This is a genomic window from Trichococcus alkaliphilus, assembly GCF_003008695.1.
Classification (GTDB): Bacteria; Bacillota; Bacilli; order Lactobacillales; family Aerococcaceae; genus Trichococcus; species Trichococcus alkaliphilus.
The window spans coordinates 1-26,780 of record NZ_PXZT01000017.1 but is presented as its reverse complement, the minus strand read 5'-3'; the positions used below and the strand labels follow the sequence as shown (position 1 = coordinate 26,780).

Sequence of the window (26,780 nt, the reverse complement as noted above, 5' to 3'; positions counted from 1 at the left end):
ATCTACTCGACGTGCGGAATAAAGATGCCCGCGAATGCACTAAGCGCTTCATCCAGGTCTTCCGCAGGTGGTAAGTCTTTTGTCTCCGCAATGATGGAGAACAGTTCAGGATAGGACATTTTGACGAATTTGAATAACTCGGACTCATATCGCTCGATGTCCTGCACCGGAATGGAATCGATAAATCCGTGCGTCAATGCATAGAGAATGAGAACTTGTTTTTCGACATCCAAGGTCTTGTGCAAGTCCTGCTTCAGTATTTCCACGGTTCTGCGGCCGCGGCTAAGACGTTTCTGTGTGGAAACATCCAAGTCCGAACCGAACTGAGTGAATGCCTCCAGTTCGCGATAACTTGCCAAATCGATACGCAGCGTGCCGGATACTTTTTTCATAGCTTTGATTTGAGCAGAACCGCCGACACGGGAAACCGACAGACCGGCAGATAGTGCCGGACGGATTCCCGAGAAGAATAGATCGCTTTCCAAGAAGATCTGGCCATCCGTAATGGAGATGACGTTCGTCGGAATATAAGCTGAGATATCTCCCGCTTGCGTTTCAACGATCGGCAGGGAGGTGATGGAACCGCCGCCCAATTCATCGTTCAATTTTGCTGAGCGTTCCAACAGACGGGAATGCAAGTAGAAGACATCCCCTGGATACGCCTCGCGGCCTGGCGGACGGCGCAACAGCAAGGACATTTCACGGTAAGCAGCCGCCTGTTTGGAAAGATCATCGTACACGATAAGGACGTGTTTGCCTTTGTGCATAAACTCTTCTGCCATCGCTGTAGCAGCGTAAGGCGCGATGTAGAGCATCGGCGCGGATTGCGAGGCACTGGCAGTCACGACAATCGTATAATCCATCGCATGATATTTTTTCAACGTTTCCGTCATATTACGGACTGTCGATTCCTTTTGTCCGATTGCGACGTAGATGCAGATAACATCCTTGCCGCGTTGGTTGATGATGGCATCGATTGCGATGCTTGTTTTCCCGGTTTTGCGGTCGCCGATGATCAGCTCACGTTGGCCTCGACCTATAGGCACCAAAGCATCCAATGCTTTAAGGCCGGTCTGAAGAGGTTGTCTGACGGATTGACGATCCATGACGCCCGGCGCTGCATTTTCAACCGGTCTTGTGCCGGTTGTTTCGATGCTGCCTAAGCCATCCACCGGGCTGCCTAACGCATCTACAACGCGCCCGATCAAAGCATCTCCGACCGGTACTTCCATGATTTTGCCTGTACGTTTGACGATATCGCCCTCATGGATGTTTTCATAAGCTCCAAAAATGATGATACCGACATCAGTCATCTCCAGGTTTTGGGCCATACCGATGGAACCGTTGGAGAACTCCAACAATTCACCGGACATAACGTTCTCCAAACCTTTCGCGCGTGCGATTCCATCACCGATGTAGGTAACTTTTCCAATTTCTTCAAACTCTGATACAGATTGAAAAGTGTTGATCCTATTTTTGATCAATGAACTTAAATCTTCGTTTTCAGTAGCCACATTATTCACCTCTTCAACCCTATTAATCTTTCAGGATATGTCTCTTCATTTCTTTCAACTTTGTAGCGATGGTATTGTCGAAATAGTGGTTCTCTGACTCCAACCGGACGCCGCCCATCACCGTGGGATCGATCACTTCAGTCACAAAGAAGGTCGCTTCCCCGATTCTTTTTTCCATTTTGTCCATGATGCGCGTTTTTTGTTCCGCTGTTAAAGGAACCGCAGAAATCAACTTCATATTCACGAACTCTTTTTTATTTTCATACAGTCCATTGAACGCTTTGATGGAAGCCAAGATACCTTCGTTATCAAGGTTATCTTGGAGTCCCTCGAGAAACTGAAGCGTCTCAGGAGCGAGATACTTCACTGCCAAATCAAGATTCGGCTTCTCGCCCGCTGCGGCGTCTGCATGATTGAAGGCATCCTTTAACTGGGACAGATCAAGATAGAGTCTATCTGCAGTCTTCGAATCTGTCAGGCGGTTATAGTAGGCTTGCACGTAGGCTTCTACAGTAGCGTTTGCTTTGACGTCCTTGTCCATATCAATCATCCAGCCCTTCAATGAATGCTTCGATCAAAGTTTGTTGGTCTTCATGATTGATCTCCTTGTCGAGGATCTTTTCAGCAATTTCCAATGATATGACTCCAATTTCGGCGCGCAATCCTTCAAGAGCTTGTTTTCTTTCGAGTTCGAGCTCTTTTTGGGTCACTTGTTTGATCCGTAGTGCATCTTCTTTTGCTTCTTTGATGATGTTCTTTTGTATTTCATTGCCTTCCGCTTGAGCCCTGTTCAAAATATCGCTCGCTGTTGTTCTGACTTCTATCAGCTGCGCATCGACTTCCGCGTGTTTCTTCTCGGCATTCTCGCGCGCTGTTGCTGCTTTATCAATATTTGTGTGTATCATTTCTTCCCGATCCGTTAAGATCTTCATCAAAGGCTTCCATGCGAATTTCTTGATAAGAGCCATCAATATCAGAAATGACAACAGCGTGACAATCGTATCACCTAAAGCGGTGATCTCTCCCAATACGAGATTGGCTGTCATTATCATCCCTCCTGTAGTTATCTGTCTTTCTGGTCCCTATTATTGGAAAATCAGTAAGAAAGCTATAACTACCGCCATGATGGGAACAGCTTCAATCAAGCCGACACCGATAAACATCAAAGTTTGTAATTTGCTTTGCAATTCTGGTTGTCTGGCAATCGCTTCGATTGTAGTAGAAATAACCTTTCCGTTTCCTAATGATGCTCCGATGGCCGCACCGGCAACCGCAATAGCAGCTCCTATAAAGTTCATAATAATAATCTCCTTTTTCTCATATAATAATACACACTTATTAAGCTCATGGATCAGCAGTTTATTCCGCTTCGATTTTATGAGCGAGGTAAACCATGGTCAACGTAGTGAAGACGAAAGCTTGGATGGAACCGATAAAGATGGAAAATCCTTGCCAAACCATTTGGAGTGGAATCCCGACCACCCAAGTCAACAAGCCGTAAGAATTCGCTAATGAAGCAATCAACCCCAACAAAATTTCACCGGCATAAATATTTCCGTAAAGACGCAACGCCAATGTCAAAGTGTTCGTGAATTCCTCCAAAATTTTGATCGGCATGAGAGGTGCGACTGGGCGAACATAGCTGTTCATGAAATATTCCTTGAACCCATTTTCTTTAATACCAAAGTAATGCGTCAGCAAAATCACCATCAAGGCCAAGCCTAATGTGACGATCGGACTGGCTGTTGGACTCTTCCAATAGGAATGTCCATCGATGTTCAAGATGAACACAAGCCCCAACATATTGGCAACCCATACAAATAGGAACAAAGTGAATCCCAACAAGTGGAATTGTTGCCCAACTTTCCAGTGAAGCGAGCTGGAAATCATGTTCCGGATAAAATCAACCAAATATTCAATCGCCAATTGGCTTTTGGATGTTGGCCTCACCGCCAGTTTCCGGGTAGCAATAAAACAAAATAAAAAAACAATGATGCAAGTCGCCAATACACTTATGATGATATTCAAACTGAAACCCAATCCCATAATATGGATGACTTTAGATTCAGCTTCCAATATTTTCACCTCTTTTCAATACAAATAAAAAAAACAGCTACGCCAAACCTAGTCCATGCTACACTATTTTAAAAGACATTCGTAAAAGTAGACAACTAATTCAGCTGGACCTCCCATACTCTAGTCACAATAAGTGGCTATTTCATAAGTTTCTTTGCACATCTGTTCAACATCGCTAATCATAACACCAAGTTTATCTAAATTCAAAGCAAATCTACAGAATATAAGGATATTTTCGGCCTTTTTATGAAAATGATGAAAAGATACCGCCTTCATAATCAAAGATACTCAATACATAAATATATTTATAGAATTATGAAAATTCGATGGCTGATCAAAAAGTGATTCGACTGGGGAAATAAAAGCAAATTTATTGCCTTTCATACTACCCTTCAAACCCGTCGGCACTGTAACATTAAGCGATTGAAGTATAACAAACTTAACTTGCACAAAAAAAACTGAGCCAGAAATACCCATCGGATTTCCGGCTCAGCTCTTTATATTCATTTTTCAAGATTGTGTAAATGGGAAGATCGTTCTCATGATAATATTGACTGTTCGACAATTATGGACACAATTGCCTCGATGCCATTTTGAACGCTTATTTTGTGCCGAACAACCGGTCGCCAGCGTCACCTAACCCAGGCAGGATGTAGCTGTTTTCGTCCAATCTTTCATCCAAAGATGCTGCATAGATATCCACATCCGGATAAGCTGCATGCAATGCTTCCATTCCTTCTGGAGCTGCCACAAGACAGATGAACTTCATGGATGATGGCGATGCGCCTCTCTTTTCCAAAGCTTCGATGGCTGCGATAGCTGATCCGCCTGTCGCCAACATAGGGTCAACGATGAACAATTGACGTTCTTGGATGTCTGTCGGTAATTTCACGAAATACTCGACTGGTTCCAATGTTTCATGGTCACGGTACATGCCGATATGGCCAACTTTTGCAGCAGGGAGCATCGCCAAGAAACCGTCTACCATCCCTAAACCTGCACGCAAGATCGGAATGATGGCAACCTTTTTACCTGATAATGTTTTTTGAGTCGTCTTCACCAATGGCGTTTCGATCTCGATGTCTTCCAAAGGCATGTCCCTTGTTACTTCATAAGCCATCAACATCGCGATTTCGCTTACTACTTCACGGAATACCTTTGTACCACAGTCTTTCTCGCGGATGATTGTTAATTTGTGTTGAATCAACGGGTGATTCATTACATGGAATTCTCCCATATACTTTTGCCCCACTTTCCTATTTTTGCTCAACCTATTGTAATGGAAAACCGCTACAAATACCAGAAATAAAACGATGAGAAAACACTGAAAGCTAAGTTTAGAGATGGACCAACTCCGGTTATTCTTGTTTTTAGGATGAGGGATGCGGTCGTCGGCTGTTCGGTGTTGTTCACTTTACGTTCAGCTGACATAGTGGTCGTTCGTTTGCTCTTCGGTAACCTTTGTACTCTGTTCAGCCGACATAGCGGTCTTTCGTCGGCTGTTCGCTATTTTCAACTCTACGATCTGCTCCGACCGAAGAAAAGAGCTGCCCACCAGGGACAGCTCTTCGATAATCTATTAAGCTTCAGTTGCAGCTAATTTTTTGTGCAATGGGAAACCTTGAGTGATGGCTTTGACAGCCGCACGGACTTCATCCAATTTCGCTTCATCTGTGTGGTTTTGGATAGTCTCCACGATCAATTCAGCAATCTTGCGTGCTTCTGCTTCCTTCAGGCCTCTTGTTGTGATGGCAGGTGTGCCGATACGGATGCCGCTGGCTTTGTTGGCGCCAAGCGTTTCGAAAGGAATCGTATTTTTGTTGACAGTGATCTCAACGGTATCCAACAATTTTTCTACTTGTTTTCCGTTCAAGCCGCTGCTTGTAACATCCAACAATAATAGGTGATTGTCTGTTCCGCCGCTGATGACGCGCAGGTCGGATGCATTGAAGACATCAGCCATTGCTTGGGCATTTTTGATGACTTGTCCGATATATTCCGTGTATTCTGGTGTTGCAGCTTCAAAGAATGATACAGCTTTAGCGGCAATGACGTGCTCCAGAGGGCCGCCTTGGATGCCTGGGAAGACAGCGCTGTTCAACTTTTTGCCGAATTCTTCTTTGGCTAAGATGACGCCGCCGCGCGGGCCGCGAAGTGTTTTGTGTGTTGTTGTGGTTACGATGTGGGCATATTCAACCGGATTTTGGTGATGTCCTGTTGCGCAAAGTCCTGCGATATGAGCCATATCCACCATGAAGTAAGCGCCGACTTCATCAGCTATTTCTCTCAAACGTTTGAAATCGATTGCGCGCGAGTAAGCGCTGGCGCCGCCAACGATCAATTTTGGTTGTTCTTTCAGGGCAATCTCTCTGACAGTGTCATAATTGATTGTTTCTGATTCTTTTTCCACACCATAAGCAACGAAGTCATATGTCTGACCGCTGAAGTTCACGGATGCACCATGCGTCAAGTGACCGCCGTGGCTCAGATCCATACCCAAAATTTTGTCGCCTGGTTGAACTAATGCACGGTAAGCTGCCATATTTGCTTGCGAACCGGAATGCGGTTGTACGTTGGCGTATTCTGCACCAAAAATAGCTTTTATACGATCGATCGCCAAATTTTCGATGATATCGATAAACTCGCAACCACCGTAGTAACGACGACCAGGGTAGCCTTCAGCATATTTGTTGGTCAAGATGCTGCCTTGCGCTCTCATAACATCTTCAGATACAAAGTTTTCGGAAGCAATCAGCTCGATTCCGTTCTCTTGTCTTTCGCGTTCTTTTTCAATTGCTGCAAATAATTCTTTATCCATGTTTGCACCCTTCCATCACATTATTCCAAAATTTTAAACATATAAAAAATGTAAGTTGAGTATAGCATAAATTTTCAGAAATAAAACATATAAGCCCCTGGATTTGAATATTTTGTGTAAAAAGTAAGCTAAAGACGGATATTAGGCGATTATTCCGCCTGTTTTTTCGGATATTTTGAAGAAGCCGCTTTTTCCAGACGATTCATGAATGCCTTCCCGAGGCCGGCAAGGTCATAGGCTTCCGCCAAAATCACATCGACCGGCTGTTCATCGAGATAACGCAATCCAGCATAGAGGCGCTGCGATGCAGCCGCCACATCATCCTTCGATCCCAATGAATAGGTAGCTAGCGCTGCATCCTTATGCACAGCCAGCTGTTCTTCCGATGCCAAAATGCCGATTTGCTTGCCTTCACCGCTATACGCTTCAATAACGGCTGCCCAATCGGCGGCCGTTCCATCAATAAGGACGACCGGTTGCGCGGGGGCATAATGTTGGTACTTCATCCCTGGGGCTTTCGGAGCCTCTGCTTCATTTGTTGATTGCGCACTGCCTGCCAGTTTACCGATGATCGGCTCCAGCTGCACTTCCGTGATGGCACCCGGGCGCAAAATGACGGGTCCTTCAGCATTGGTCAAGTCCAGCACGGTTGATTCCAAACCGATCTGGGTTTCCCCTCCATCCAGTATGCCCGCAATCTTGCCCGCAAGGTCATGCATCACGTGTTGGGCTGTCGTAGGGCTCGGTTTTCCTGATGTGTTCGCACTTGGTCCGACCAAAGGAAAACCGGTTTTTCTGATCAATTCCAGCGTCTGTTCTTGCGCGGGCATGCGCAACGCGACGGTATTGTGGCCTGCAGTGACGGTAGGCGCAAAAACCCCTTCTTTCATCGGGAAAATCAATGTCAAAGGCCCTGGCCAAAAAGCCTCCATCAAGGCTTCTGCTTGTTGCGGTACAAAGGCTACATATTCAGCAATCTCCCGATCGGATACATGAACGATCAACGGATTATCGCTGGGTCTTCCTTTTACTTTATATACATTTTTGACGGCTTCGTCATTTGATGCGATAGCGCCCAGACCGTAGACAGTCTCTGTCGGGAAGGCGATCAATTGTCCGGCTTTCAGCAATTCGGCTGCCTCATCGATTGTTGCTGTTTCGTATATTTTTGTTTCCATAATAAATGCTCCTTTCTGAATGGTTTGGCACGCAGCGTCGCTGTTCAGGTTAAAAAAATAGCCGGGGCAATTGCCCGCAGCCATTTTTTGCCCATGGATAACAGGCGACTCTTTTCTTATTTGACTATCAGCATGCGATCGAGGCCGGACAGATCTTTTTCGATCGTGACCGTTTTATCCGGGAAAGCTTTTTTGTAGAGTTCCAATAATTTTTCACCTTGGCTGAACCCGATTTCCATGAAAAGGCACCCGTCCGTTTTCAAATGGAACGGCAGCGTGAAGGCCATCTTTTGGTATAGGTCCAACCCGTCATGATCGGCGAACAAAGCCGAATGCGGTTCGTACTCCAAAACGGAGCGGTCCATCAAGCCGATTTCATCTTCGCTGATGTAAGGCGGATTGCTGAGGATACAGTCGAACGTTTCCAGCTGCACAGGTTCCAGCAGATCCCCTTGCAGGAAGCGGATGTCGGCATCCAATTGCTCCGCGTTCTCTTTCGCGACGGCCAACGCTTCTTCAGAAAGGTCGGTGGCTGTCACTTCATCCTGCGGGCGTTCCTTTTTCATCGCAATGGCAATGGCGCCTGACCCTGTCCCGATGTCGAGGACCTTCTGCGGCCCTTTCCCTTCCAGGCATTTTAGCGCCCGTTGCACGAGCTCTTCCGTTTCCGGACGCGGAATCAACGTTGCTTCCGTGACTTTCAAGGGATAACCATAGAACCATTCGACGCCTACGATGTACTGGATCGGTTTACCAGCGACATACTCATTTATGTCGCTGAAATACTGCTTGTATTCCTGCTCCGTTATCGTCTCGGCAAAACGCATCAACAGATCCGTTTTCGTCCAACCCAAGCGATCCAAAAGCAGCCTTTCAGCAGCCAACGGACTTTTCTCGTTTTGTTCCAAAAAAAGCGCGCCATTCTGCAATGCTTGCTGGTAAGTGAGCTCCTTAGATTGACCCATTGTTCAAGGACTCCAATTTTTGCGTTTGATCTGCCATGATCAACGCATCGATGACATCATCCAATTTTCCGCTCAAAATCGTATCCAACTTTTGCAAGGTCAAGCCGATACGGTGATCCGTGACACGGTTTTGCGGGAAGTTGTAGGTGCGGATCCGTTCGGAACGATCGCCTGTACCGATTGCGGATTTACGCGTCGCATCGTATTCTGATTGTGCATCTGAAGAAATTTTGTCGTAGACACGCGTGCGTAAAATTTTCATCGCTTTCTCGCGGTTTTTGATTTGGGAACGCTCATCCTGCATGGCAACGGCGATTCCGGTCGGCAAGTGGGTCAAACGGACCGCGGATGCCGTCTTGTTGACGTGCTGTCCGCCGGCTCCGCTGGCATGGTAGATATCTGTACGGATGTCTTTGTCTTCGATGTTCAATTCGACCTCTTCCGCTTCAGGCAAGACGACAACGGTGGCAGTGGAGGTATGCACACGTCCTTGAGATTCTGTTTCCGGGACACGTTGGACACGGTGTGCACCGCTCTCATATTTCAGTTTGGAGTAGGCACCGTTTCCGCTGATCATAAGAATGATCTCTTTGTAGCCGCCGATGCCGGTAATGTTCGCATCCATGACCTCAACACGCCAGCCTTGGTTTTCAGCGAATTTGCTGTACATCCCAAACAGCTTTCCGGCGAATAAAGCAGCCTCATCCCCGCCGGCAGCCCCGCGGATCTCCATGATGATGTTTTTGTCATCGTTCGGATCGGTAGGGAGCAACAAAACTCTGATGCGCTCTTCAAGATCGGTCTTCTCTTTCTTTAAATCGCTCAATTCCTCTTTAGCCATAGCAGCCATGTCATCATCCAAATTTTCTGACAACATTTCTTCGGTGTCGGCAATTTCCCCTTCCACCTCTTTATAGCGATTGAAGGTCGCGACTTTCTCGCGCAGCCCTGCTTCTTCTTTGGTCAATCCCAAGAACCGTTTTGTGTCAGCCTGGACTTCCGGATCACTCAATAATTCGGAAAGCTCTTCATAACGGATAATGAATGCATCTAATTGATCATACATAATTTTTTCAAACTCCTCTTTTTATGTTTCTGAGTATCTGTTCTAGGACAAGGGCGGATGGTGGTAATGGTTACGGCAGACGGGAAGATAGGATTCGTTTCCGCCGATCTGGATCTGTTCGCCGGCATATACTGGTTTTCCGTCCACGACACGCATGTTCATGATCGCTTTTTTGTGACAGTACCAGCAGATGGTTTTGATTTCTTCTATCTTATCCGCGTAAAGCAACAGATATTTGGAGCCTTCAAACAACTCGTTCTGGAAATCATTCTTCAATCCGAACGCCATCACCGGAATTGCCAATTCATCCACGATACGCGCTAGTTGGATGACATGCGTTTTGGATAGGAATTGGGATTCATCTATCAAAATGCAGGCCGGCTTTTTCGGATTTTTGCTGACTTCCAAGAATACATCCGTATCATCCGCAATCGGAATGGCTTCGCGCTTCAATCCGATCCGACTCGAGACATAGCCTACACCATCACGGTCATCTATCGCGCTCGTAAAGATCATCACCGATTTGTTCTGCTCTTCATAATTGTAGGCAACCTTCAGGATCTCGATCGATTTCCCGCTGTTCATCGCCCCATATTTAAAAAATAACTGTGCCATTATGTCCACCTTTCCAACAGCGTCTTGCCTATTTTTCATAAATCGGTCGGAATTTCCTGCAAAAAGAAAGGATGCCCTTGTGTCATCCTGCTTCCGACCCGCTATTATCTCACCTTCATCATTCCGCTCCGGCAAGGTTACCGAATGATAAAAAAACTGAATAACATCCCGTATAATGATAGTAGGAAATAGCTCCAAAGTCAATAAAATTCACGATCATCAGCTGTCCTCCGGCAATCGTAACACCCATTCCTTACATGCAAAGGCATCTAAAAATATTCAATCCAGGCAAATTCTGCTATACTTACGCTATCGAAAAAAGCCTTGTTATATGCTATGATGGCAAGAGATACATAAGTAAGGAGCGAATTTATTTGACTATCCGCGGTTCACTAGCAATCAATATCGGCAAAATCGCCCAGTGGGGTCTTCAGACTTTCACTAAAGGCGGAACCAGTCTGCCCGGCAAACTGGCCGTCAAATTGGATCCCGACGTGTTGCAACACCTTTCTGAAAATTTTGATGTCGTCATCATCACCGGCACGAACGGCAAAACACTGACGACTTCGTTGACTTATCATGTCCTGCAGCAAAAATACCCGCATATCTTGACGAATCCTACCGGCGCCAACATGGAGCAAGGCATCATCTCCTCGTTCCTGGAAGGCTATTCGCGTAAAGTAAAAAAGGAAAGAGCCTTTGCTGTTCTTGAGGTTGATGAAGCTAGCCTGGTCAAGGTGACGAAGTTCATCAAGCCGAAAGTCATCGTCAACACGAATGTTTTCCGCGATCAGATGGACCGATTCGGCGAAATCTACACAATCTACCAAAAAATGGTCGATGGCGCTGCTCTGGCACCTGATGCCGTCATCCTGGCGAACGGTGACAGCCCGATCTTCAACTCCAAAGAGTTGGTCAACAAACAAATCTATTTCGGTTTCAATCACGAACCGGATGGCGACACCTTGGCGCATTACAACACGGACGGCGTGCTTTGTCCGAAATGCCAGCACATATTGCGCTACAAATTCAATACCTACAGCAACCTAGGAAAATATTACTGCGCTCATTGCGATTTCAAACGTCCGGAATTGGCTTACGCTGTCACCAAAGTGGACAAATTGACGCACAAGAGTTCTTCATTTGAAATCGATGGACATCCGTTCCACACGAATATCGCCGGTCTCTATAACGTCTATAACGCCTTGGCTGCCTATTCCGTCGGCAAACATTTCGGCTTGACTCCGGAAGAGATCCAAGCCGGTTTCTCGGCTGCCCAGCAAAAATTCGGCCGTCAGGAAACGATCACCGTCGATGACAAGGAAATCATCCTGAACCTGATCAAAAATCCGGTCGGTCTGAATCAGGTCATCGATCTTCTGCATTACGAAGAAGAACCGTTCAGCGTCGTCTCGATCCTGAATGACCGCCCGGCAGACGGAACCGATGTCAGTTGGATCTGGGACGGGAATTACGAGAAGTTTTTGGATTTTGACATCCCAAAAGTGACTGTCAGCGGTATCCGTCAAAAAGAGTTGACTTTACGGATGAAGGTTGCCGGTATTCCGGAAGAAAAACTGGAAGTTTTGCCGGAAATCACGGATGTCATCAAAGCTTTCAAAAAGTCTCCGACGAAAAAAATCTATGTGATGGCAACTTACACCGCTGTGCTGCAACTCCGTAAAGAGCTGGCGAACCAAGGCTATATAGCGGAAAGGATGAAATAAATGCGACTACGTATTTGCCACTTGTACGGCAACCTGCTGAACACATACGGCGACAATGGGAATCTCTTGATGCTCCAGTACTGTGCCCGTGAAAAAGGCGTTGATTTCGAAACGGAAATCATCAGTTTGGACCAGCCTTTCGATCCAGAAAAATATGACCTCGTCTTTTTCGGGGGCGGCCAGGATTACGAACAGTACATCGTCTCCAAAGACATTCAGGATAAAGCAGAAGGAATCAAGGAATATATCGAAAATGATGGCGTGGTATTGGCCATCTGTGGTGGCTACCAATTGTTGGGCCACTATTATATGGATGCTTCCGGCAACAAAATTTCCGGCATCAGTGCCCTGGATCACTATACATTGAGCCAGGACAACAACCGGTTCATCGGCGACATCACGATCCGCAGCGAGGAATTCAATGAGACCTATGAGGGATTCGAAAACCATAACGGACGGACCTTCCTTGGCGAAAACATGCGCCCGCTCGGAAAAGTCGAAAAAGGGATGGGCAATAACGGGGAAGATAAGACCGAAGGCGCCCGCTACAAAAATGTCTTCTGTTCCTATTTCCACGGGCCCCTGTTGGTCCGCAACATCCACCTGGCTAACCGCATCGTCGATATGGCCATTGCCCAACATAACAAAAAGATTAAAAAATAAACTGAAAAACAGAGGTCGGGACAAATGTCCCGGCCTCTGTTTTTGTATATGCTTATCGTTATTCCATCGCGAACGAAAGCACAATCGTCAGCACTACAAAGGCCAACAGACCGGCGACGAAAGCCCATGATTGCCATCTCGCCATATTCAGTGTGCTTCCGATGCCGAAGCGTTTTTCGACAAATATCGATGGATCTTCCGGGTTGTAATACCATACGCCCCACTTCCAGTAACGCTCTTCGTCCGCTTCCGTCACTTCATCCGGCAGTTCACCCGCTTCGTTCAGGAACAATTTTTCACCGCCTTGGCCGTATTTCCAGGTCAGATAGACGCTGTACCCAACTATGATGACCACGAACGGAATCGTCATACCGATGATCCACTGGGCACCCTTGTCTGCGAAGAACAAGGAAAAGAAATGGATGCCGCTCAACAAGAGCTGCGTCAGCACCGTCACGACGAGGAAGTAATAGGACCAAGCCTGACGGAACAATTTGCTCTGCTTGCTGGAGAGGTCGGACAGATAGGGTGAAATCTTCTGTTTCGATTTGATGAAGGAATAGTGACTGAAAAACATCATCGGAATCATCAACAATTGTATCGCCGGCAACATGAATACATTCACATACGTTTTATCGACGATCCGATCCGGTTCATTCGAGCTGTTCCAGTGAACTGGGAAACGCTCGGGTATCAGGTCATAGAAATAAAGCGTGACCGCCACCGTCACCAACAGGATGAACAATTGAGCCGAAACGAAGACCGAATGGGAGACCACCTTCAGATCTTTTTGATAGGCGGTATCGATGACGATTTTGGGTTTTTTCAGTTCAATTGTGATGTCGTTTGCTGTTTTCCAACTGCGGAGCTGCTTCCTTTTCTGCAGGTAAAGCAGGAACGAAAGGAAGATGAAAACGAACATCGCGACCGTCACATAGATGCTGGTGACCATCTCCACTTTCTCCTCATCATCCCAGAGAAGGAAGAAAAAGATTGGAGCAGCGAGCAGTATACTCCCAAATATATTTTGATAAAGGTAGGCTTTTTTAAGCTTCAAAACATAGGGGTCCTTTTGATGCGATGTCGGAACGGTAACTCCAAACGGCGTACCTAACCGGCTATAATATGGCGTAATGCCGTTGACAACCCCAATAATCAAAAACATGATCACCATGAACCAACTAAATATCAGCATCTGCTTTCCCTTCCCCTTCCAATTCTTTCTCGATTTCGTTCAGCCATCCGTTGAACGCTTCTTCATTGACTTCAAAAATCTGTTTGTCGATCAGGATTTCCTTGAGCTTATCCTGCATCGCCGCTTTCGTGCGATCATTGGATGCCATCGTCGCGCGTTCGCTGACGAAATAGCCTTTCTGGTTTTTTTCCAGCACGCCTTCGTCCGCCAATAGATTATACGCTTTATTCACGGTATGCATGTTGATGCCCAATTCACTGGCCAGGCTCCGGACGCTCGGCAATCCATCCCCATATGACCATTCCCGTTTGAGGATGCCAATTTTGATCTGGTACATCAGTTGCGTGTAGATCGGCGTATCGCTGTTCGGGAGAATTTCGATGAACATATTTACCCCTCCTGTTCGTTATATAACAAGTATAACACTAGCGGTGGAATTTGCAAGCAGAAAGCGGTGCGCTGCCGCCTCCTTCGGTTAAAGCAAGCTTCCCCGGAGGAGAGGGAAGAGTGATATATGTCTTCCGATGAGCAGGTCCTCGCCGGAGGACATTCTGTGGTTTACCGCTCTTCTCCGGCGAACGACGGCGTCGCCGGAGTTCAACACTATTATTCACGTTCTCCTCCGACCATCCCGCAAAAAAATTACCACAACACAAAAACGGCATGCGACCGATAACCACCGGTCGCATGCCGTTTTTCCACATTTGTTCTCTCTACTAGTAACTTTTAGTAACTTTCTTGCAAAGCCCTGATGCTGTTTTCAGTCACGACCGACGTATCGCAAAGCATATCGATCGGATGTTGTTTCTTGTTTTGGAAGGCAGCGACCAGATAGATCACAGCCACGACTTTGCCGATATAGCGGCCGACGCCTTCGCGGATCAGGATAGTCTGCCAACTGAGTTTTTCTTCCTTGAAGCAGACGACACGGATGCCGAAGATCATTTTTCCAAGTGTTTGGCCGTTCGTATATTTCGTCATCAATATGAAATACCCGACAAAGATAAGCAACTGAAAAAATCCGTACAAGCTTAAGGGATCGTTCCCTTGCATATTGATGCCGCCCAAAGCGAAGATTGGCTTGATCAGGATCGCCACCAAAGCCTGCACGACAAGCAGGTCGACGAGGTAGGCAAAGAACCGGATCCAAAAACCGGCGAAAACGTAATCCGGATAGCGGTGAAACGGGCGTTCCTGCTGGTCGGAAAAGCGCTCGGCTTCCTCCCAGGCTACTTTCTTTTTCCGGATCTCTTCCAAGCGTTCTTCATGCGTAGTGGTTTGCTCTTCCATCATCACTCACCTCCGTAGAGATAAAGCAATCTCGGAGCGGCAGTTGTCCCGAAAGTGTCACGGAGCAGCTGCAGTTCAGAAAGCGTCTGGTTGTCCTGGCTAGTCAGTTTGGCAGCCGCCTGAGCGAACAACCAAGAAAAATCAGAAAACAAGCCAGGTGTCGAAGTATAGTCGAACACTTCCGCATCCTCGAGGTCATAAGCTGCTTTCATCGCTTTCAAGGCATCATCCGTGTAGGCTATCTCATCCACCAACCCTAGCGACTGGGCTTGGGTTCCCGAATAAATCATGCCGTTCGCAACAGCGCGGACCTCTTCTTCCGGCATATCCCTTCCCGTCGATACGACGGTGACGAAACGCTGATAAGCCTCATCGACGTATGCCTGAAGCAACGCACGTTCTTCTTCCGTCATATCCCGATCCGGCGACCCGATATCCTTGAGGCTGCCTGACTTGATCGTATTGTATTCGATACCCAATTTTTCAAGCAGGCCAGAGTATTCGATTGCTTGCATGATGACACCGATCGAACCGGTAGTCGTTTCAGCTGTAGCATAAATTTTGTCCGCACCAGCGGAAATGTAGTAGCCCCCGCTTGCGGCCGTACCTTGCATCGAAGCATAGACCGGAAGTTCCTTCTCAGCAGCGATGCGGTACAATTTATCGTGCGCCTCCGCACTTTCATATACCCCACCACCCGGGCTGTCCACTATCAGGAAAATCCCTTTGATCGTGTCATCCTCTTCGATGGCTTTCAACTGCTCCAAGAAAAGGTCGTGATCATAGCTGGAACCGTCCGTCAGCATACTGCCAGCACCTGATTGGATCGTGCCTTCGATATGCAGAACCGCAATCCGGTTGCTGGCATCGCCGCTTTCCAGAACACTTTCCTGCAGGCTCGTCCCTGGTATCAGGTTGCCGGTAAGTTGGCTCAGTGAATCTTCGGTTTGATCAGCCAACCGGGTCGACAGGAATTGCGAGCCAAGTGATGCAACGAAAAGCACAAGCGCGATTGCCACCGCAATCCATCTCTTTTTGTTCATGAAGCATTACCCCTTTTCGTTTCGATTATTCTTGAACATAATCTTCGTCCGGTTCTTCTTCGACTTCAGGTTCATCCAAATACAATCCGGAAATCTCTTTGTACCAATCGAAAATATGCATGAACAGCACTTTGAGGACAGCATAACCGGGAATGCCCAAGATGAATCCGGTCAGGCCGAACAGTTTTCCTGCCGTAAGCAATACGAAAATGATCGTTACGGGATGGACCTCGAGATTGCTGCCGAGTACCTGCGGCGAAATGACGCGCCCCTCGATGAATTGCTCAATCGAGAAAACAAGCATCACTTTTGCCAACATCAGCGGTGAATCCACAATCGCAACGATCACCGCTGGTATCATCGCAATGAAGGACCCCATGTACGGGATGATGTTCAGGAAACCTGCGAGTATCCCCAAGACGATGCCGAACTTCATTCCGACGATGGCATAGCCGATGACAAACATCAGCCCGACAAAGAAAGCAACTATTATCTGGCCGCGCACGTATTGGCTAATCTGTGTATTGATTTTCTTCAACAGTTCCCCAATCGATTCCCTCAGATTTGTGGGAAAGAATTGCAGAAAAGTCAGCGGCAACTTCTCTCCTTCTTTCAGCAGATAATACAGAATGATCGGCATCGTGATGATTCCCACAAACGCATTCGTCAACAATCCGACGACACTGCCCAAGCCGCTGACCGTGTTCGACAAGACTTCATTCAATTTCGCAGAAACGCTGTTGAAGATGTCCGCATTGATTTCGTTGATCTGATCCTGCAGGGAGGTGAACCAATCATAATTGACCAATTCGATCGTCATGCTCTCGAGCGCCTGCCAATAAGCCGGAAATTCGCGGACAATGCCTATCGTCTGATCACGGATTATCGGAATCAAGATCGCAAACCCCCAGATCATCAGCAGCAAAACCAGCACGAAAGCGATCCACGTTCCGGCAAAACGCTTGATGCCCCGCTTCTCCATCAGCGTAACCAACGGATTCAGCATGTAATAAAAAATACCCGCCATTATCAGCGGAAAGCCGATGACACTGAAGAAGCTGCCTATCGGCCCTAAAAGATAAGATACTTTTGAAAATACCAAAACGATCAGGAGAAGCAGTAAAGTGATCAACAGGACAGTCACGAATTTATTGTTCAGAAACCATCTTTCGAACCACGACAACCGATTCCCGGATTTCGTTCCTCTACGCGGAGCTCTTTCCATGGGACTCACCTTCAATCTTTCTTCTTATAAGTAATGGTGGTGCCGTCCGTTATTGCCGGCAAAACGTAAGGAGTCAAATAGATGCTTGTTTCCAGGCGTTCATCATCCCAATTTTTGAAAATCATGGTCGTGTGGCCGATCGACTGCAGATTTTTCAGGACATGCGAACCGACATAGGATATGCGGTATTCCTGGTCGTCAAACAAAATCCGGTCACCGTCCGCCAGCTCGAACCATTCCTGCGGCTCCACAAAACGATGGATGACGGAAACCTCCTGCAACAGTTCCGTTGCGCTGTCATCGAACAGGATGATCATCGGTTCCTTTATATCTATCGCTTTTTCTCCAATTTGAATTACTTTGCTTTGCATTGACATATCCCCTTTTCAGACACATTTTACAACTACTATTCTATCACAGTTTTTTTGGCAAACCATTGATTATGCCATTGAATCCAACTTTATTTGCTTTACAAGCTTTTTTCCCTGTAATTGTGAATGGCGTTTGTTATAATGGAATTATCATAATATTTAGGAGGTCTTTGGATGGAACAAGTTTTATATCTTGGCTCTTACACGAAAAGAGAAAGTAAAGGGGTTCATCAAATCATTTTGGACACCGATAAAAAAGAATTGCGTGATTATCGCTTGATTGCGGAAGTCGACAGCCCTACTTATCTGGACTTATCTGCGGACAAAGAAACACTGTACGCGATTTCCAAAACAGACGAAGGCGGCGGCATCACTTCTTTCAAGAAAAATGAAAACGGAACCTATGACAAGGTAGCCGAAATTTCTGCCGAAGGATCTGCGCCTTGCTACATCTACTTCGACGAAGACAAAAAATTGATCTTCACTGCCAATTACCACGGCGGATACTTGACTGTCTACAAAGAGAATGCTGACGGCTCCTTCACGATGACTGACCGTGCGCAACATGAAGGTTCAAGCATCCATGAAAACCAAAACATTCCGCATGTACATTACAGCGCGCTTTCTCCGGACAAAAAATACTTGCTGTCATGCGATTTGGGAACCGATGAAGTGTATACCTACACAGTTTCCGATGAAGGCAAACTGACCGAAGTTGCCCGCTATAAAGCGACTCCTGGCACTGGCCCGCGTCACTTGGTTTTCCATCCGAACGGCAAAGTGGCTTACTTGTTCGGCGAATTGAGCAGCGATGTCGAAGTGTTGGCTTATGATGCAGCAGCAGGCACTTTCTCATTATTGCAAGTCATCACGACTATCCCTGAAGAGCATACCGGTTTCAATGGCGGCGCGGCTATCCGCATTTCCGCTGATGGCAAGTTCGTTTATGCTTCCAACCGAGGTCATGATTCATTGGTTGTCTATGCGGTATCCGAAGACGGAGAAACATTGTCATTGGTGGAATATGTACCTACTGAAGGAAATATCCCGCGTGACTTCAACTTGGATCCAAGCGGCCAATTTGTGATCGTGGCTCATCAGGATTCAGACAACCTGACTTTGTTCGAACGCGATGCAGAAACAGGCAAATTGACGTTGCTGCAAAAAGACGTCTACGCGCCAGAGTGCGTTTGCGTTTTCTACTAAAATGATATCAATAAGCCTCCCGTTCTGATGAACGTGGAGGTTTTTTGATATCATTCCGTTGGTTTCATTTATTTCCACCCAAGGGTCCAGTTCTTCCGCCCCCGCTGAGCAGAATAGTTACCTCGCTGAGGAACTCTCCTGTATACTCGACTTATGGATTATTTGAATGGAGGCTAGGGATAATATGATTACTGGTTTTCACCATCTCACCGCAATCACCAAAGATGCGGAGAAGAATAAGACTTTTTACACCGATATCCTAGGGTTGCGTCTCGTCAAGCAGACGGTCAATCAGGATAATTTGACAGATCCCCACCTTTTTTATGGGGACTACAAGGGAACTCCCGGTACGATATTGACTTTTTTCGAGTTGCCGAGAGTCGGCCAACGTCACGAAGAAGACAGCTTCATCCATGAAGTGCTGCTGAAGATCCCTCAAGGCAGTCTGCCGTTCTGGAAAAAACGCCTGACCGCGGGGGCCGTTCGTTTGATTGGAAACGATGAAGCTAGCTGCACTTTCCTGGATCCGGACGACATGAAAATCAGCTTGGTCGAAATGCCGGGAATGATTGCGCCCGATCAGGCGACGCGTCATAGCGATGTGCCCGCCGAATACCAGATCATCGGAATCCAAGGCATCCATTATACCGTGTCCGATCTGGAAAAAACCAAGGCGTTTCTCCATGATGTGCTGGGCATGCTGCTGAAAGACCGTATTGCCCATCCAATCCTTGCGCCTGGAGAGGAAAGTCGACTGATCCAGTCCGCTAGCCTGAAGCCTACCCGTCTCGGCAGAGGAGCCATCGATCACATCGCCTACAGCGTGTCGGACCGCAAAGATCTGGACCAGATCCTCGAAAAGGCAAAAGAAAATAATATTACCGTGGAAAAAATAATCGACCGCGGTTACTTTCAAAGCCTGTATCTGCGCGAACCGAGCGGATTGCGCATCGAAATTGCAACCGAACAACCAGGCTTCACGCTTGATGAACCACTGGAAAAATTAGGCGAGACGTTTGCTCTTCCTGATTTTCTGGAACCAAAACGAAAGACTATCGAAGCCACTATCCTGAACAGAAAGAAGTGATCCCATGCAGCATTTCAATACCGAAGAACTCAACACGAAACAGATGTATAAATTTTTGACCGGGAGCATCATTCCCCGCCCGATTGCCTGGATCACCACCCAGAACCCGGAAACGCAAGTAGTCAATGCCGCGCCCTTCAGTTTTTTCAGTGTCGCTTCGAATGTGCTGCCGCTGATCAGCGTAGCCATTCTGAGGAATGACGGAAAAATCAAAGATTCCGCCAAAAACCTGCTGGCTTCCCGACAAGGCGTCGTCCATATCGTCAGCGAGGACTTGGTTGAGGAGATGAATAAGACGGCCGCCCAACTGCCGGATACGGAGAGCGAAATCGATCTGACCGAGTTGACGTTGACCGCCAGCCATACAGTCGCTGTACCCGCCATCAAAGAGGCGAAAATCCGCATGGAAACAACCGTACACCAATATGTACCTCTGACGGATGCTGAGGGCAACGTGCTGACGGACCTGTTCATCCTGCGCGTCGAAGATTTCCTTTTCGATGAATCGGTGTTCGACCAAGAGAAACAGTACGTTTTGGCCGACAAATTGGAGCCGGTCGCAAGGCTGGCCGGCAACGACTATACAAAGCTCGGGGAGATTTTTTCGCTGGAACGTCCTTAACGGGTTGAATGTTGGCAAAAGCCGTTGTCTCGGTTGTTCAGAATATATCAGGTTCCGTTCAGCCGACAGATCGGCGTGGCGTCGGCTCTTTACACGCATAGCGACGAAAAAGCTTCATCCGGCAATCCCCGGATGAAGCTTTTTTGCATATATTCTGTTATTCCTTCGGCAGGACGCTTCCGATTTCTGCTTTTACGGCAGCCTCACCGGTCACATCCAAACTGAAGTTTTTTACTTTCTCCATATTCGTGATGACGACGACCATCGCGGAGTCTTTGCCGGCTTCCTGCAGTTGTGCCAGATCGACTTTGGCGATCAGAGTATCCGCAGTCAACGCTTGGCCTTCCTTCACGAAGATTTCGAATGGTTTCCCGTTCAGTTCAACCGTATCCAATCCCATGTGCAATAAAAGTTCCAATCCGCTGTCCAACAAAATGCCTACCGCATGCTTTGTCGGAAATACACTCAGCACTTTTCCTTTTGCAGGAGAATAGATGTTTCCGTCTGCAGGAATGACAGCGAAACCGTCACCCATCATTTTTTGGGAAAACACTGGGTCTGCAACATCCGAAACAGGTACCACTACACCGTTGGCTGGTGAGTACAAGATTTCCTTCTCAACCGGCAGTTTTCCCTTTTTGTCATCCTTCTTAAAAAAGCCAAACATGCTATCGCCTCTTCCTTATGTAAATGAGCTTTTGTGAAAATTGGTATACTTCATTTTAACATAAACCGACTAGCATTGTGAATTTTTTTAGCACCGCTTACATCCAAAAGCGCTCCTACAATTCCTTAAGAATCCATGAAAAGGATTGGCTAATCTTTTTCATTTCGCTATACTAGATGGTGGAGTATCAAAAAAATGCACAACAGAAAGGATATTATATGGAATTTATGGAAATACTGAAAGCAATCATCCTCGGCATTGTTGAGGGTATCACTGAATGGCTGCCCATCAGCAGCACGGGCCACATGATCCTGGTTGAAGAGTTCATCCAATTGGATCTTTCGCAGGCATTCAAAGAGATGTTCTTCTACGTCATTCAGCTAGGTGCCATCCTCGCGGTCGTCGTCATTTATTTTCACAAACTGAATCCCTTCTCCCCAAGCAAAACGAAGGAAGAGAAGACTCAGACTTGGGATATCTGGAAAAAAGTGGTCATCGGGTGCATTCCGGCTGGAGTCATCGGCTTGCCCTTGAACGATTGGGCGGACGAAAACCTCCTGAACGCGACAGTTGTGGCTTTGGCGCTGATCATCTACGGGATTCTGTTCATCGTGATCGAAAACAAGCATAAGGATCGCGAACCAAGCATCACCGAATTCAGCGAGTTGACCTATATGAAGGCTTTCCAGATCGGCTTGTTCCAAGCGCTCTCGATCATTCCGGGTACATCGCGCTCCGGTTCTTCCATTCTGGGGAGCATCGTGTTGGGGACTTCCCGCTTTATCGCGACTGAATTCTCCTTCTTCATGAGCATTCCGATCATGTTCGGGATCAGCTTTTTGAAGATCATCAAATTCGGCTTCGACTTTACCGGTCTTGAATTCGCCGTTCTCTTGTCAGGCATGATCACTGCTTTCCTCGTTTCGATCGTCGCCATCAAGTTCCTGATCGGCTACCTGAAACGCAACGACTTCAAAGCGTTCGGTTGGTACCGGATCGTACTTGGAGCAATCGTCCTGGTTTATTTCCTGTTTGTCTAAAAATTAAGTTTCGCCATTCCTTTTGGGATGGCTTTTTATTTTGTCATCCAAAACATTCGGAGTCCTTATTGATAATAAATATAATCTGCATTTTTTAGAGATTCTTCATATTTTATTGCTGTACGTAATTTTCTGCCCTTTCAAATTGTGTCTGACATATGGATATTGAGAATGAGATTCATTTCCGTTTGATTGTAATGATTATAATCTGTATTTCTTTAGTGCTATCATGAAGGCATATAAGGAAGGAGTGTCAAATCATGAAAGACTTATTCAAGAATAAAGCGATGATCGCAACCACGATCAGTGGCATTCTCATCATTCTTGGCATTGTGTTGCAATGGCAAAACTTTGATACAGCTGCAGCCATCATTTTCGTGTTATCATTCATCATAGGCGGCTATAAACAAGCAAAAGAAGGTTTCATCGATACAGTTGAAAATAAACACTTGAACGTCGATATCTTGATGGTGCTTGCCGCAGTAGGCGCCTCACTGATCGGCTACTGGATGGAAGGCGCACTGCTCATCTTCATCTTCTCGCTCTCCGGTTCACTTGAGGAATATGCGACCGAGAAAAGTACCCAAGCGATCACAGCATTGATGAACATTGTCCCTGAAATCGCAAAACGCATCAATCCGGATGGCTCAATCGAAGACGTTGCAGTCAAGGATCTGAAAGTCGGCGATACATTAATGGTACCTAAAGGCGCCAGCATCCCTATCGACGGCACGATCGCATCGGGCCAAGGCCTGATTGATGAAGCCGCCATTTCCGGCGAATCCGTCCCTGTCGAAAAGACTGTTGGCGATGATATCTTCGGCAGCACAATCAACTTGAGCGAAGCGCTGACCATGACTGTCTCGAAGGAATCCAAGGATACCCTGTTCGCCAAGATCATCCGCATGGTGGAAGAAGCGCAAAAGACCCCTTCGAAGACGGCAAGCTTCATCAACCGCATCGAAAACACCTATGTCAAAATCGTTCTCGTTTTTGTGCCGGTCATGATCGCCGTTTTTTATTTCCTCCTGGATTGGGGTTGGAATGAATCATTCTATCGCGGCATGGTGCTGTTGACGGTCGCCTCCCCTTGCGCATTGGTGGCTTCGGCCACTCCTGCTGTCCTTTCCGCCATTTCCAATGCAGCCAAGCGCGGCATCCTGTTCAAAGGCGGCATCGCGATCGAGAACTTCTCGGCCATGGATTGCATCGCATTCGACAAAACAGGCACGCTGACGGAAGGCAAACCTGTAGTGACGGAAGCCATCTACCTGGCAGGCACCGATGAAAAACACATCATGTCCGTTGTCTATGCGTTAGAGCACTCTTCAACCCACCCGATCGCTTCCGCGTTGGTCCAACATCTCGATACGAAGGAATATGAGAAGTCCCAGATGGATTCAATCCAGGACCTTACCGGTTACGGGTTGGCCGGTGAAGCATTCGGAAGCCAATGGAAAATCGGCAAAAAGACCTTCGTCGTATCCGATGAACTGAACGAGCCGTCGTTCGTGAAGGAGGCTTTCGCGCTCCAGAACGAAGGAAAGACCGTCATTTACGTTTCGCAGGATGATAAGGTCGTGGCCTATTACGCTTTATTGGATACGCCTAAGTCAGAGGCAAAAGATATGATCGCCTTTTTCAAAGCCAATGGTGTCCATACAATCATGATTACTGGTGACAATGAAGCAACCGGGCAAACGATCGGTAATCAATTGGGTGTGGATGAAATCCGCGCAAATTGTCTTCCCGAAGATAAGACTACCATCCTGAAAGATCTTCAGGAGAAATATAAACTGGTCGGCATGGTCGGAGACGGCGTGAACGACGCCCCTGCACTGGCAAACGCCGACATTGGCATCGCTATGGGAGAAGGAACGGACATCGCCATGGAAACGGCAGATGTGGTGCTGATGAAGAGTGAACTGGACAAACTGGAATATTGTTATGGATTGTCGAAGAAGCTGAAAAAAATCACCATGCAGAATATCATCTTTTCGATCACCGTCATTCTCATTCTGATCGTTTCAAATCTGTTCCAACTCATCAACCTTCCGCTCGGGGTGGTCGGACACGAAGGCAGCACGATACTGGTTATCATGAACAGTTTGAGGCTGTTGGCGAACATACCTACCCACCACTTTCAGGGCACTGCCAAATCGGACGGAAAGACTTCGAGCACCGGACTCGTGAACGAAAAATAATCTTGCTCATGCTAGTGGCAGCTGAAAACAAAACAAAAAAACAGGCATCGATGTCATTCATCGATGCCTGTTCTGTTCATGCTAGTCTTTTTTTGCTGGGAAGAATGCGTCATACAGCACTTTGACTGCTCTGGCTTCGTCCTTTTCGTCGATCCCGAACATGATGCTGACTTCTGATGAACCTTGGTTGATCATTTCCAGGTTGATGTCCGCTTCAGCTAGAGCGGTACAGGCTTTCGCTACTGTCCCGACGGAATTGACCATGCCTTCGCCGACGATCATCAATAAGCAGATACCGCCCTTGACATTTACGTCGTCCGCTTCCAATTCGTTCTTCAAGCGATACAGCAACTCTTGTTCCTGCTGCATCGTCATCTGATTGGCGCGCAAGATGATCGACAAATCGTCGATACCGGATGGCATGTGCTCGAAGTTCAGGTTGAAATCTTCGAAGATCTGCAGCACTCTGCGGCCGAAACCGACTTCTCGGTTCATCAGATATTTGCCGATGTAGATGCTCATGAAGCCGGTCGAACTTGCGATACCGGAAACGATCTGTTTGTTTTCAGGCTTCGTTCTTGTGATGCTCGTACCGGGTGCAGCCGGGTTGTTTGTGTTTTTGACGACCACAGGGATTCCGGCGCTGAAAGCCGGCTGCAAAGCTTCATCATGAAAGACTGAGAATCCGCTGTAGGATAATTCACGCATTTCACGATAGGTCAATTGCTTGATTTTTTTCGGGTGTTTGACCATTTTAGGGTTTGCCACATAAATGGCATCCACGTCCGTAAAGTTTTCATACAGGCTGGCCTTGACACCATTTGCGACGATTGCGCCGGAGATGTCCGATCCCCCTCTTGAGAAGGTAAGTAATTGTCCATCCTTCGTATAACCGAAGAATCCTGGGAAAACGATGATTTCTTTCGAATCCCGCAATGCATATAGATTCTTGAAAGATTCCGGCAATACGCGTGCGTTCCCTGGGTTGTCGCTGACCAAAAGGCCTGCATCCTTCGGGTTGACGTATTTGGCGGGGATTCCCTCTTTGTTGAAAAATGCAGCTACAAGGATGGCGCTGTTGTCTTCACCGCTTGCTTTGTACGCATCCAGCGCATACAATTCGTTGTAGAATTTCGTCTGGATCAATTTCTTATAGTTTTTGGAAATGATGTCCATGACGCTCGGATCGATCTCCAATTCATCGACGATATCTTGATATCTTTTCAGGATCGTCTTCAGGGTTTTTTGGTGATCTTCTTTATTTTGTACCTCATCGGCCAGCTTGATCAGCAGATCGGTAACCTTCTCGTCCGAGTCGTTGCGCTTTCCGGGTGCTGAAACGACCACAATTCTTCTGTCTGCGTCATCTTTCACAATCTGCAATACTTTTTTCAATTGAGTCCCATTCGCAAGGGAACTCCCGCCAAATTTGATAACCTTCAAACCGAACACTTCCTCACTTGATTTCTTTAATCTTTTTTTAATTTTGTAATTGTATTTTCATTTATGCTTTAGAATATCATCATATCATGGCTATGGCAATTACCTTTTCAAACTTTACATCATTTGTAACATATTTGTATTGTTAATGCTATGGCCATTTGCAAAAAAAGGAATATACTATGAGTTAACTTAATGTGGGAGGTTTCAAATCAGTGAAAAAAAATAATCCTTGGAGGATCGTAGTCGGATTATCCGTAATCGCAAGCATCAGCTCTGCTTTGTTCAAGTCAAATCGCAATGCCGGTAAGAGCCAATCAACATCGTATACCCCTTACATCGGCACATGGAAAAACGACGCACAGTCCTTGAAGGTTGAAATTACTGATAATCTGGAGATTCTCCTGAACAACAAAAAATTAAAAGCAACCCTTGAAGAAGCCAAACCCAACGAACTGGTCTTCCGCGACCATTTCGGCTATTACCTGATACTGAAAAAAGATACATCGCCTACGCTGACCCTCTACGATGAAGCGGAAGAGCAAGAATTCTACTTCAAGCGCGAAACCGACAAATAACGAATCGTTAATGCCACACCGACGCCCCTGATCAGGGCTTTTTTTTTGGAATTGAATGTATGCTCAGAGATTCCCCGTCAAAATCTATTTGGCGGGGTAAAATGTCCAAGGGCAACACGAGATACCCCGCCAAAACCTATTGAGGCTGCTGAAAAAGTAGCTTAGATAACATAAAAGGATTAACAAAAAT

27 protein-coding genes are annotated in these 26,780 nt (G+C 46.8%); 8 read left to right on the top strand and 19 right to left on the bottom strand.

What is annotated here, in order from left to right; genetic code table 11:
* Nucleotides 1–2: 2 nt before the first annotated feature.
* The 11 genes from atpA to C7R73_RS11975 all read right to left on the bottom strand — a co-directional run bounded on the left by atpA (nt 3) and on the right by C7R73_RS11975 (nt 10,232).
* Nucleotides 3–1,514, bottom strand: coding sequence for a F0F1 ATP synthase subunit alpha (gene atpA, locus C7R73_RS12025; RefSeq protein WP_106450736.1), 1,512 nt, complete (start codon nt 1,512–1,514; stop codon nt 3–5).
* Nucleotides 1,515–1,536: 22 nt separating this feature from the next.
* The gene (locus tag C7R73_RS12020) at nt 1,537–2,064 is read right to left on the bottom strand and encodes a F0F1 ATP synthase subunit delta (RefSeq protein WP_106450735.1); all 528 of its coding nucleotides are present in this window, start codon (nt 2,062–2,064) and stop codon (nt 1,537–1,539) included.
* Nucleotides 2,057–2,560, bottom strand: coding sequence for a F0F1 ATP synthase subunit B (gene atpF / locus C7R73_RS12015; protein WP_161525942.1), 504 nt, complete (start codon nt 2,558–2,560; stop codon nt 2,057–2,059). The genes C7R73_RS12020 and atpF overlap by 8 nt, the downstream gene beginning before the upstream one ends.
* Nucleotides 2,561–2,599: 39 nt before the next feature.
* Nucleotides 2,600–2,812, bottom strand: a complete 213-nt coding sequence (atpE, locus tag C7R73_RS12010) for a F0F1 ATP synthase subunit C (RefSeq protein WP_086627433.1) — start codon at nt 2,810–2,812, stop codon at nt 2,600–2,602.
* A 61-nt stretch (nt 2,813–2,873) separates the two neighbouring features.
* Nucleotides 2,874–3,590: a F0F1 ATP synthase subunit A gene (gene atpB, locus C7R73_RS12005; protein ID WP_106450733.1), complete on the bottom strand. Its 717-nt coding sequence runs from the start codon at nt 3,588–3,590 to the stop codon at nt 2,874–2,876.
* 601 nt (nt 3,591–4,191) lie between these two features.
* Complete coding sequence (gene upp, locus C7R73_RS12000) at nt 4,192–4,827, bottom strand: uracil phosphoribosyltransferase (protein WP_106450732.1); 636 nt, start codon at nt 4,825–4,827, stop codon at nt 4,192–4,194.
* Between the two features lie 342 nt (nt 4,828–5,169).
* Nucleotides 5,170–6,408 carry a serine hydroxymethyltransferase gene (glyA, locus tag C7R73_RS11995; protein ID WP_106450731.1) on the bottom strand — a complete coding sequence of 413 codons (1,239 nt, stop codon included), beginning with the start codon at nt 6,406–6,408 and terminating at the stop codon, nt 5,170–5,172.
* A gap of 149 nt (nt 6,409–6,557) precedes the next feature.
* On the bottom strand, nt 6,558–7,586 hold the full coding sequence (locus tag C7R73_RS11990) for an L-threonylcarbamoyladenylate synthase (RefSeq protein WP_106450730.1): 1,029 nt from the start codon (nt 7,584–7,586) through the stop codon (nt 6,558–6,560).
* A 116-nt stretch (nt 7,587–7,702) separates the two neighbouring features.
* The gene (gene prmC, locus C7R73_RS11985; RefSeq protein WP_106450729.1) at nt 7,703–8,551 is read right to left on the bottom strand and encodes a peptide chain release factor N(5)-glutamine methyltransferase; all 849 of its coding nucleotides are present in this window, start codon (nt 8,549–8,551) and stop codon (nt 7,703–7,705) included.
* Entirely contained in the window at nt 8,538–9,617 is a 1,080-nt protein-coding gene (gene prfA / locus C7R73_RS11980; protein ID WP_106450728.1) for a peptide chain release factor 1, read from the bottom strand. Before prfA ends, prmC begins: the two co-directional genes overlap by 14 nt.
* A gap of 42 nt (nt 9,618–9,659) precedes the next feature.
* Entirely contained in the window at nt 9,660–10,232 is a 573-nt protein-coding gene (locus C7R73_RS11975; protein ID WP_106450727.1) for a thymidine kinase, read from the bottom strand.
* Nucleotides 10,233–10,606: 374 nt separating this feature from the next.
* Between C7R73_RS11975 and C7R73_RS13780 the strand changes: the two genes are divergently transcribed.
* Both C7R73_RS13780 and C7R73_RS13775 read left to right on the top strand, forming a co-directional pair.
* On the top strand, nt 10,607–11,959 hold the full coding sequence (locus tag C7R73_RS13780; protein ID WP_192875268.1) for a Mur ligase family protein: 1,353 nt from the start codon (nt 10,607–10,609) through the stop codon (nt 11,957–11,959).
* Complete coding sequence (locus tag C7R73_RS13775; RefSeq protein WP_192875267.1) at nt 11,960–12,622, top strand: type 1 glutamine amidotransferase; 663 nt, start codon at nt 11,960–11,962, stop codon at nt 12,620–12,622.
* A 58-nt stretch (nt 12,623–12,680) separates the two neighbouring features.
* Here the strand turns inward: C7R73_RS13775 and C7R73_RS11965 are convergent, their stop codons facing one another.
* The 6 genes from C7R73_RS11965 to C7R73_RS11940 form a co-directional block, all read right to left on the bottom strand.
* Entirely contained in the window at nt 12,681–13,817 is a 1,137-nt protein-coding gene (locus tag C7R73_RS11965) for a DUF1648 domain-containing protein (protein ID WP_106450726.1), read from the bottom strand.
* Nucleotides 13,804–14,205, bottom strand: coding sequence for a GntR family transcriptional regulator (locus C7R73_RS11960; protein ID WP_106450725.1), 402 nt, complete (start codon nt 14,203–14,205; stop codon nt 13,804–13,806). Before C7R73_RS11960 ends, C7R73_RS11965 begins: the two co-directional genes overlap by 14 nt.
* Before the next feature lie 338 nt (nt 14,206–14,543).
* Nucleotides 14,544–15,110, bottom strand: coding sequence for an RDD family protein (locus C7R73_RS11955; RefSeq protein ID WP_239992633.1), 567 nt, complete (start codon nt 15,108–15,110; stop codon nt 14,544–14,546).
* The gene (sppA, locus tag C7R73_RS11950; RefSeq protein WP_106450724.1) at nt 15,110–16,150 is read right to left on the bottom strand and encodes a signal peptide peptidase SppA; all 1,041 of its coding nucleotides are present in this window, start codon (nt 16,148–16,150) and stop codon (nt 15,110–15,112) included. The genes C7R73_RS11955 and sppA overlap by 1 nt, the downstream gene beginning before the upstream one ends.
* Before the next feature lie 25 nt (nt 16,151–16,175).
* Nucleotides 16,176–17,375 carry an AI-2E family transporter gene (locus tag C7R73_RS11945; RefSeq protein ID WP_106450723.1) on the bottom strand — a complete coding sequence of 400 codons (1,200 nt, stop codon included), beginning with the start codon at nt 17,373–17,375 and terminating at the stop codon, nt 16,176–16,178.
* Between the two features lie 11 nt (nt 17,376–17,386).
* Nucleotides 17,387–17,746 (bottom strand): PTS glucitol/sorbitol transporter subunit IIA, encoded by a 360-nt coding sequence (locus C7R73_RS11940; RefSeq protein WP_161525941.1) that lies wholly within the window; start codon nt 17,744–17,746, stop codon nt 17,387–17,389.
* Nucleotides 17,747–17,920: 174 nt separating this feature from the next.
* Between C7R73_RS11940 and C7R73_RS11935 the strand changes: the two genes are divergently transcribed.
* From C7R73_RS11935 to C7R73_RS11925, 3 genes are all read left to right on the top strand, one after another.
* Entirely contained in the window at nt 17,921–18,952 is a 1,032-nt protein-coding gene (locus tag C7R73_RS11935; protein ID WP_106450721.1) for a lactonase family protein, read from the top strand.
* A gap of 184 nt (nt 18,953–19,136) precedes the next feature.
* Entirely contained in the window at nt 19,137–20,039 is a 903-nt protein-coding gene (locus C7R73_RS11930) for a VOC family protein (RefSeq protein WP_161525940.1), read from the top strand.
* Nucleotides 20,040–20,043: 4 nt separating this feature from the next.
* Nucleotides 20,044–20,661, top strand: coding sequence for a flavin reductase family protein (locus C7R73_RS11925; protein WP_106450719.1), 618 nt, complete (start codon nt 20,044–20,046; stop codon nt 20,659–20,661).
* A 157-nt stretch (nt 20,662–20,818) separates the two neighbouring features.
* Here the strand turns inward: C7R73_RS11925 and C7R73_RS11920 are convergent, their stop codons facing one another.
* Nucleotides 20,819–21,328, bottom strand: a complete 510-nt coding sequence (locus C7R73_RS11920; protein ID WP_106450718.1) for a PTS sugar transporter subunit IIA — start codon at nt 21,326–21,328, stop codon at nt 20,819–20,821.
* A gap of 218 nt (nt 21,329–21,546) precedes the next feature.
* Here C7R73_RS11920 and C7R73_RS11915 point away from each other — a divergent pair, with 218 nt between their 5' ends.
* Both C7R73_RS11915 and C7R73_RS11910 read left to right on the top strand, forming a co-directional pair.
* Entirely contained in the window at nt 21,547–22,368 is an 822-nt protein-coding gene (locus C7R73_RS11915; RefSeq protein ID WP_106450760.1) for an undecaprenyl-diphosphate phosphatase, read from the top strand.
* A gap of 260 nt (nt 22,369–22,628) precedes the next feature.
* A complete protein-coding gene (locus C7R73_RS11910; RefSeq protein ID WP_106450717.1) occupies nt 22,629–24,572 on the top strand; it encodes a heavy metal translocating P-type ATPase in 1,944 nt (647 codons plus the stop codon).
* 81 nt (nt 24,573–24,653) lie between these two features.
* On the opposite strand, the gene C7R73_RS11905 is transcribed toward C7R73_RS11910, so the two are convergent.
* Nucleotides 24,654–26,015, bottom strand: coding sequence for an aspartate kinase (locus C7R73_RS11905; protein WP_106450716.1), 1,362 nt, complete (start codon nt 26,013–26,015; stop codon nt 24,654–24,656).
* A 212-nt stretch (nt 26,016–26,227) separates the two neighbouring features.
* On the opposite strand from C7R73_RS11905, the gene C7R73_RS11900 reads away from it, so the two are divergent.
* Nucleotides 26,228–26,590, top strand: coding sequence for a DUF4828 domain-containing protein (locus C7R73_RS11900; RefSeq protein WP_161525939.1), 363 nt, complete (start codon nt 26,228–26,230; stop codon nt 26,588–26,590).
* Nucleotides 26,591–26,780 lie beyond the last annotated feature (190 nt).

What these genes read in the sequence shown, in the direction of transcription:
- C7R73_RS11935 (WP_106450721.1), top strand. Translation starts at nt 17,921, where the DNA reads ATGGAACAAGTTTTATATCTTGGCTCTTACACGAAAAGAGAAAGTAAA.
- prfA (WP_106450728.1), bottom strand. Translation starts at nt 9,617, where the DNA reads ATGTATGATCAATTAGATGCATTCATTATCCGTTATGAAGAGCTTTCC.
- glyA (WP_106450731.1), bottom strand. Translation starts at nt 6,408, where the DNA reads ATGGATAAAGAATTATTTGCAGCAATTGAAAAAGAACGCGAAAGACAA.
- atpE (WP_086627433.1), bottom strand. Translation starts at nt 2,812, where the DNA reads ATGAACTTTATAGGAGCTGCTATTGCGGTTGCCGGTGCGGCCATCGGA.
- C7R73_RS12020 (WP_106450735.1), bottom strand. Translation starts at nt 2,064, where the DNA reads ATGATTGATATGGACAAGGACGTCAAAGCAAACGCTACTGTAGAAGCC.
- C7R73_RS11975 (WP_106450727.1), bottom strand. Translation starts at nt 10,232, where the DNA reads ATGGCACAGTTATTTTTTAAATATGGGGCGATGAACAGCGGGAAATCG.
- prmC (WP_106450729.1), bottom strand. Translation starts at nt 8,551, where the DNA reads ATGGGTCAATCTAAGGAGCTCACTTACCAGCAAGCATTGCAGAATGGC.
- C7R73_RS11930 (WP_161525940.1), top strand. Translation starts at nt 19,137, where the DNA reads ATGATTACTGGTTTTCACCATCTCACCGCAATCACCAAAGATGCGGAG.
- C7R73_RS11945 (WP_106450723.1), bottom strand. Translation starts at nt 17,375, where the DNA reads ATGGAAAGAGCTCCGCGTAGAGGAACGAAATCCGGGAATCGGTTGTCG.
- C7R73_RS11920 (WP_106450718.1), bottom strand. Translation starts at nt 21,328, where the DNA reads ATGTTTGGCTTTTTTAAGAAGGATGACAAAAAGGGAAAACTGCCGGTT.
- sppA (WP_106450724.1), bottom strand. Translation starts at nt 16,150, where the DNA reads ATGAACAAAAAGAGATGGATTGCGGTGGCAATCGCGCTTGTGCTTTTC.
- atpF (WP_161525942.1), bottom strand. Translation starts at nt 2,560, where the DNA reads ATGACAGCCAATCTCGTATTGGGAGAGATCACCGCTTTAGGTGATACG.
- C7R73_RS11960 (WP_106450725.1), bottom strand. Translation starts at nt 14,205, where the DNA reads ATGTTCATCGAAATTCTCCCGAACAGCGATACGCCGATCTACACGCAA.
- C7R73_RS11990 (WP_106450730.1), bottom strand. Translation starts at nt 7,586, where the DNA reads ATGGAAACAAAAATATACGAAACAGCAACAATCGATGAGGCAGCCGAA.
- C7R73_RS11940 (WP_161525941.1), bottom strand. Translation starts at nt 17,746, where the DNA reads ATGCAAAGCAAAGTAATTCAAATTGGAGAAAAAGCGATAGATATAAAG.
- C7R73_RS11910 (WP_106450717.1), top strand. Translation starts at nt 22,629, where the DNA reads ATGAAAGACTTATTCAAGAATAAAGCGATGATCGCAACCACGATCAGT.
- C7R73_RS13775 (WP_192875267.1), top strand. Translation starts at nt 11,960, where the DNA reads ATGCGACTACGTATTTGCCACTTGTACGGCAACCTGCTGAACACATAC.
- C7R73_RS11925 (WP_106450719.1), top strand. Translation starts at nt 20,044, where the DNA reads ATGCAGCATTTCAATACCGAAGAACTCAACACGAAACAGATGTATAAA.
- C7R73_RS11915 (WP_106450760.1), top strand. Translation starts at nt 21,547, where the DNA reads ATGGAATTTATGGAAATACTGAAAGCAATCATCCTCGGCATTGTTGAG.
- upp (WP_106450732.1), bottom strand. Translation starts at nt 4,827, where the DNA reads ATGGGAGAATTCCATGTAATGAATCACCCGTTGATTCAACACAAATTA.
- C7R73_RS11965 (WP_106450726.1), bottom strand. Translation starts at nt 13,817, where the DNA reads ATGCTGATATTTAGTTGGTTCATGGTGATCATGTTTTTGATTATTGGG.
- C7R73_RS11955 (WP_239992633.1), bottom strand. Translation starts at nt 15,110, where the DNA reads ATGATGGAAGAGCAAACCACTACGCATGAAGAACGCTTGGAAGAGATC.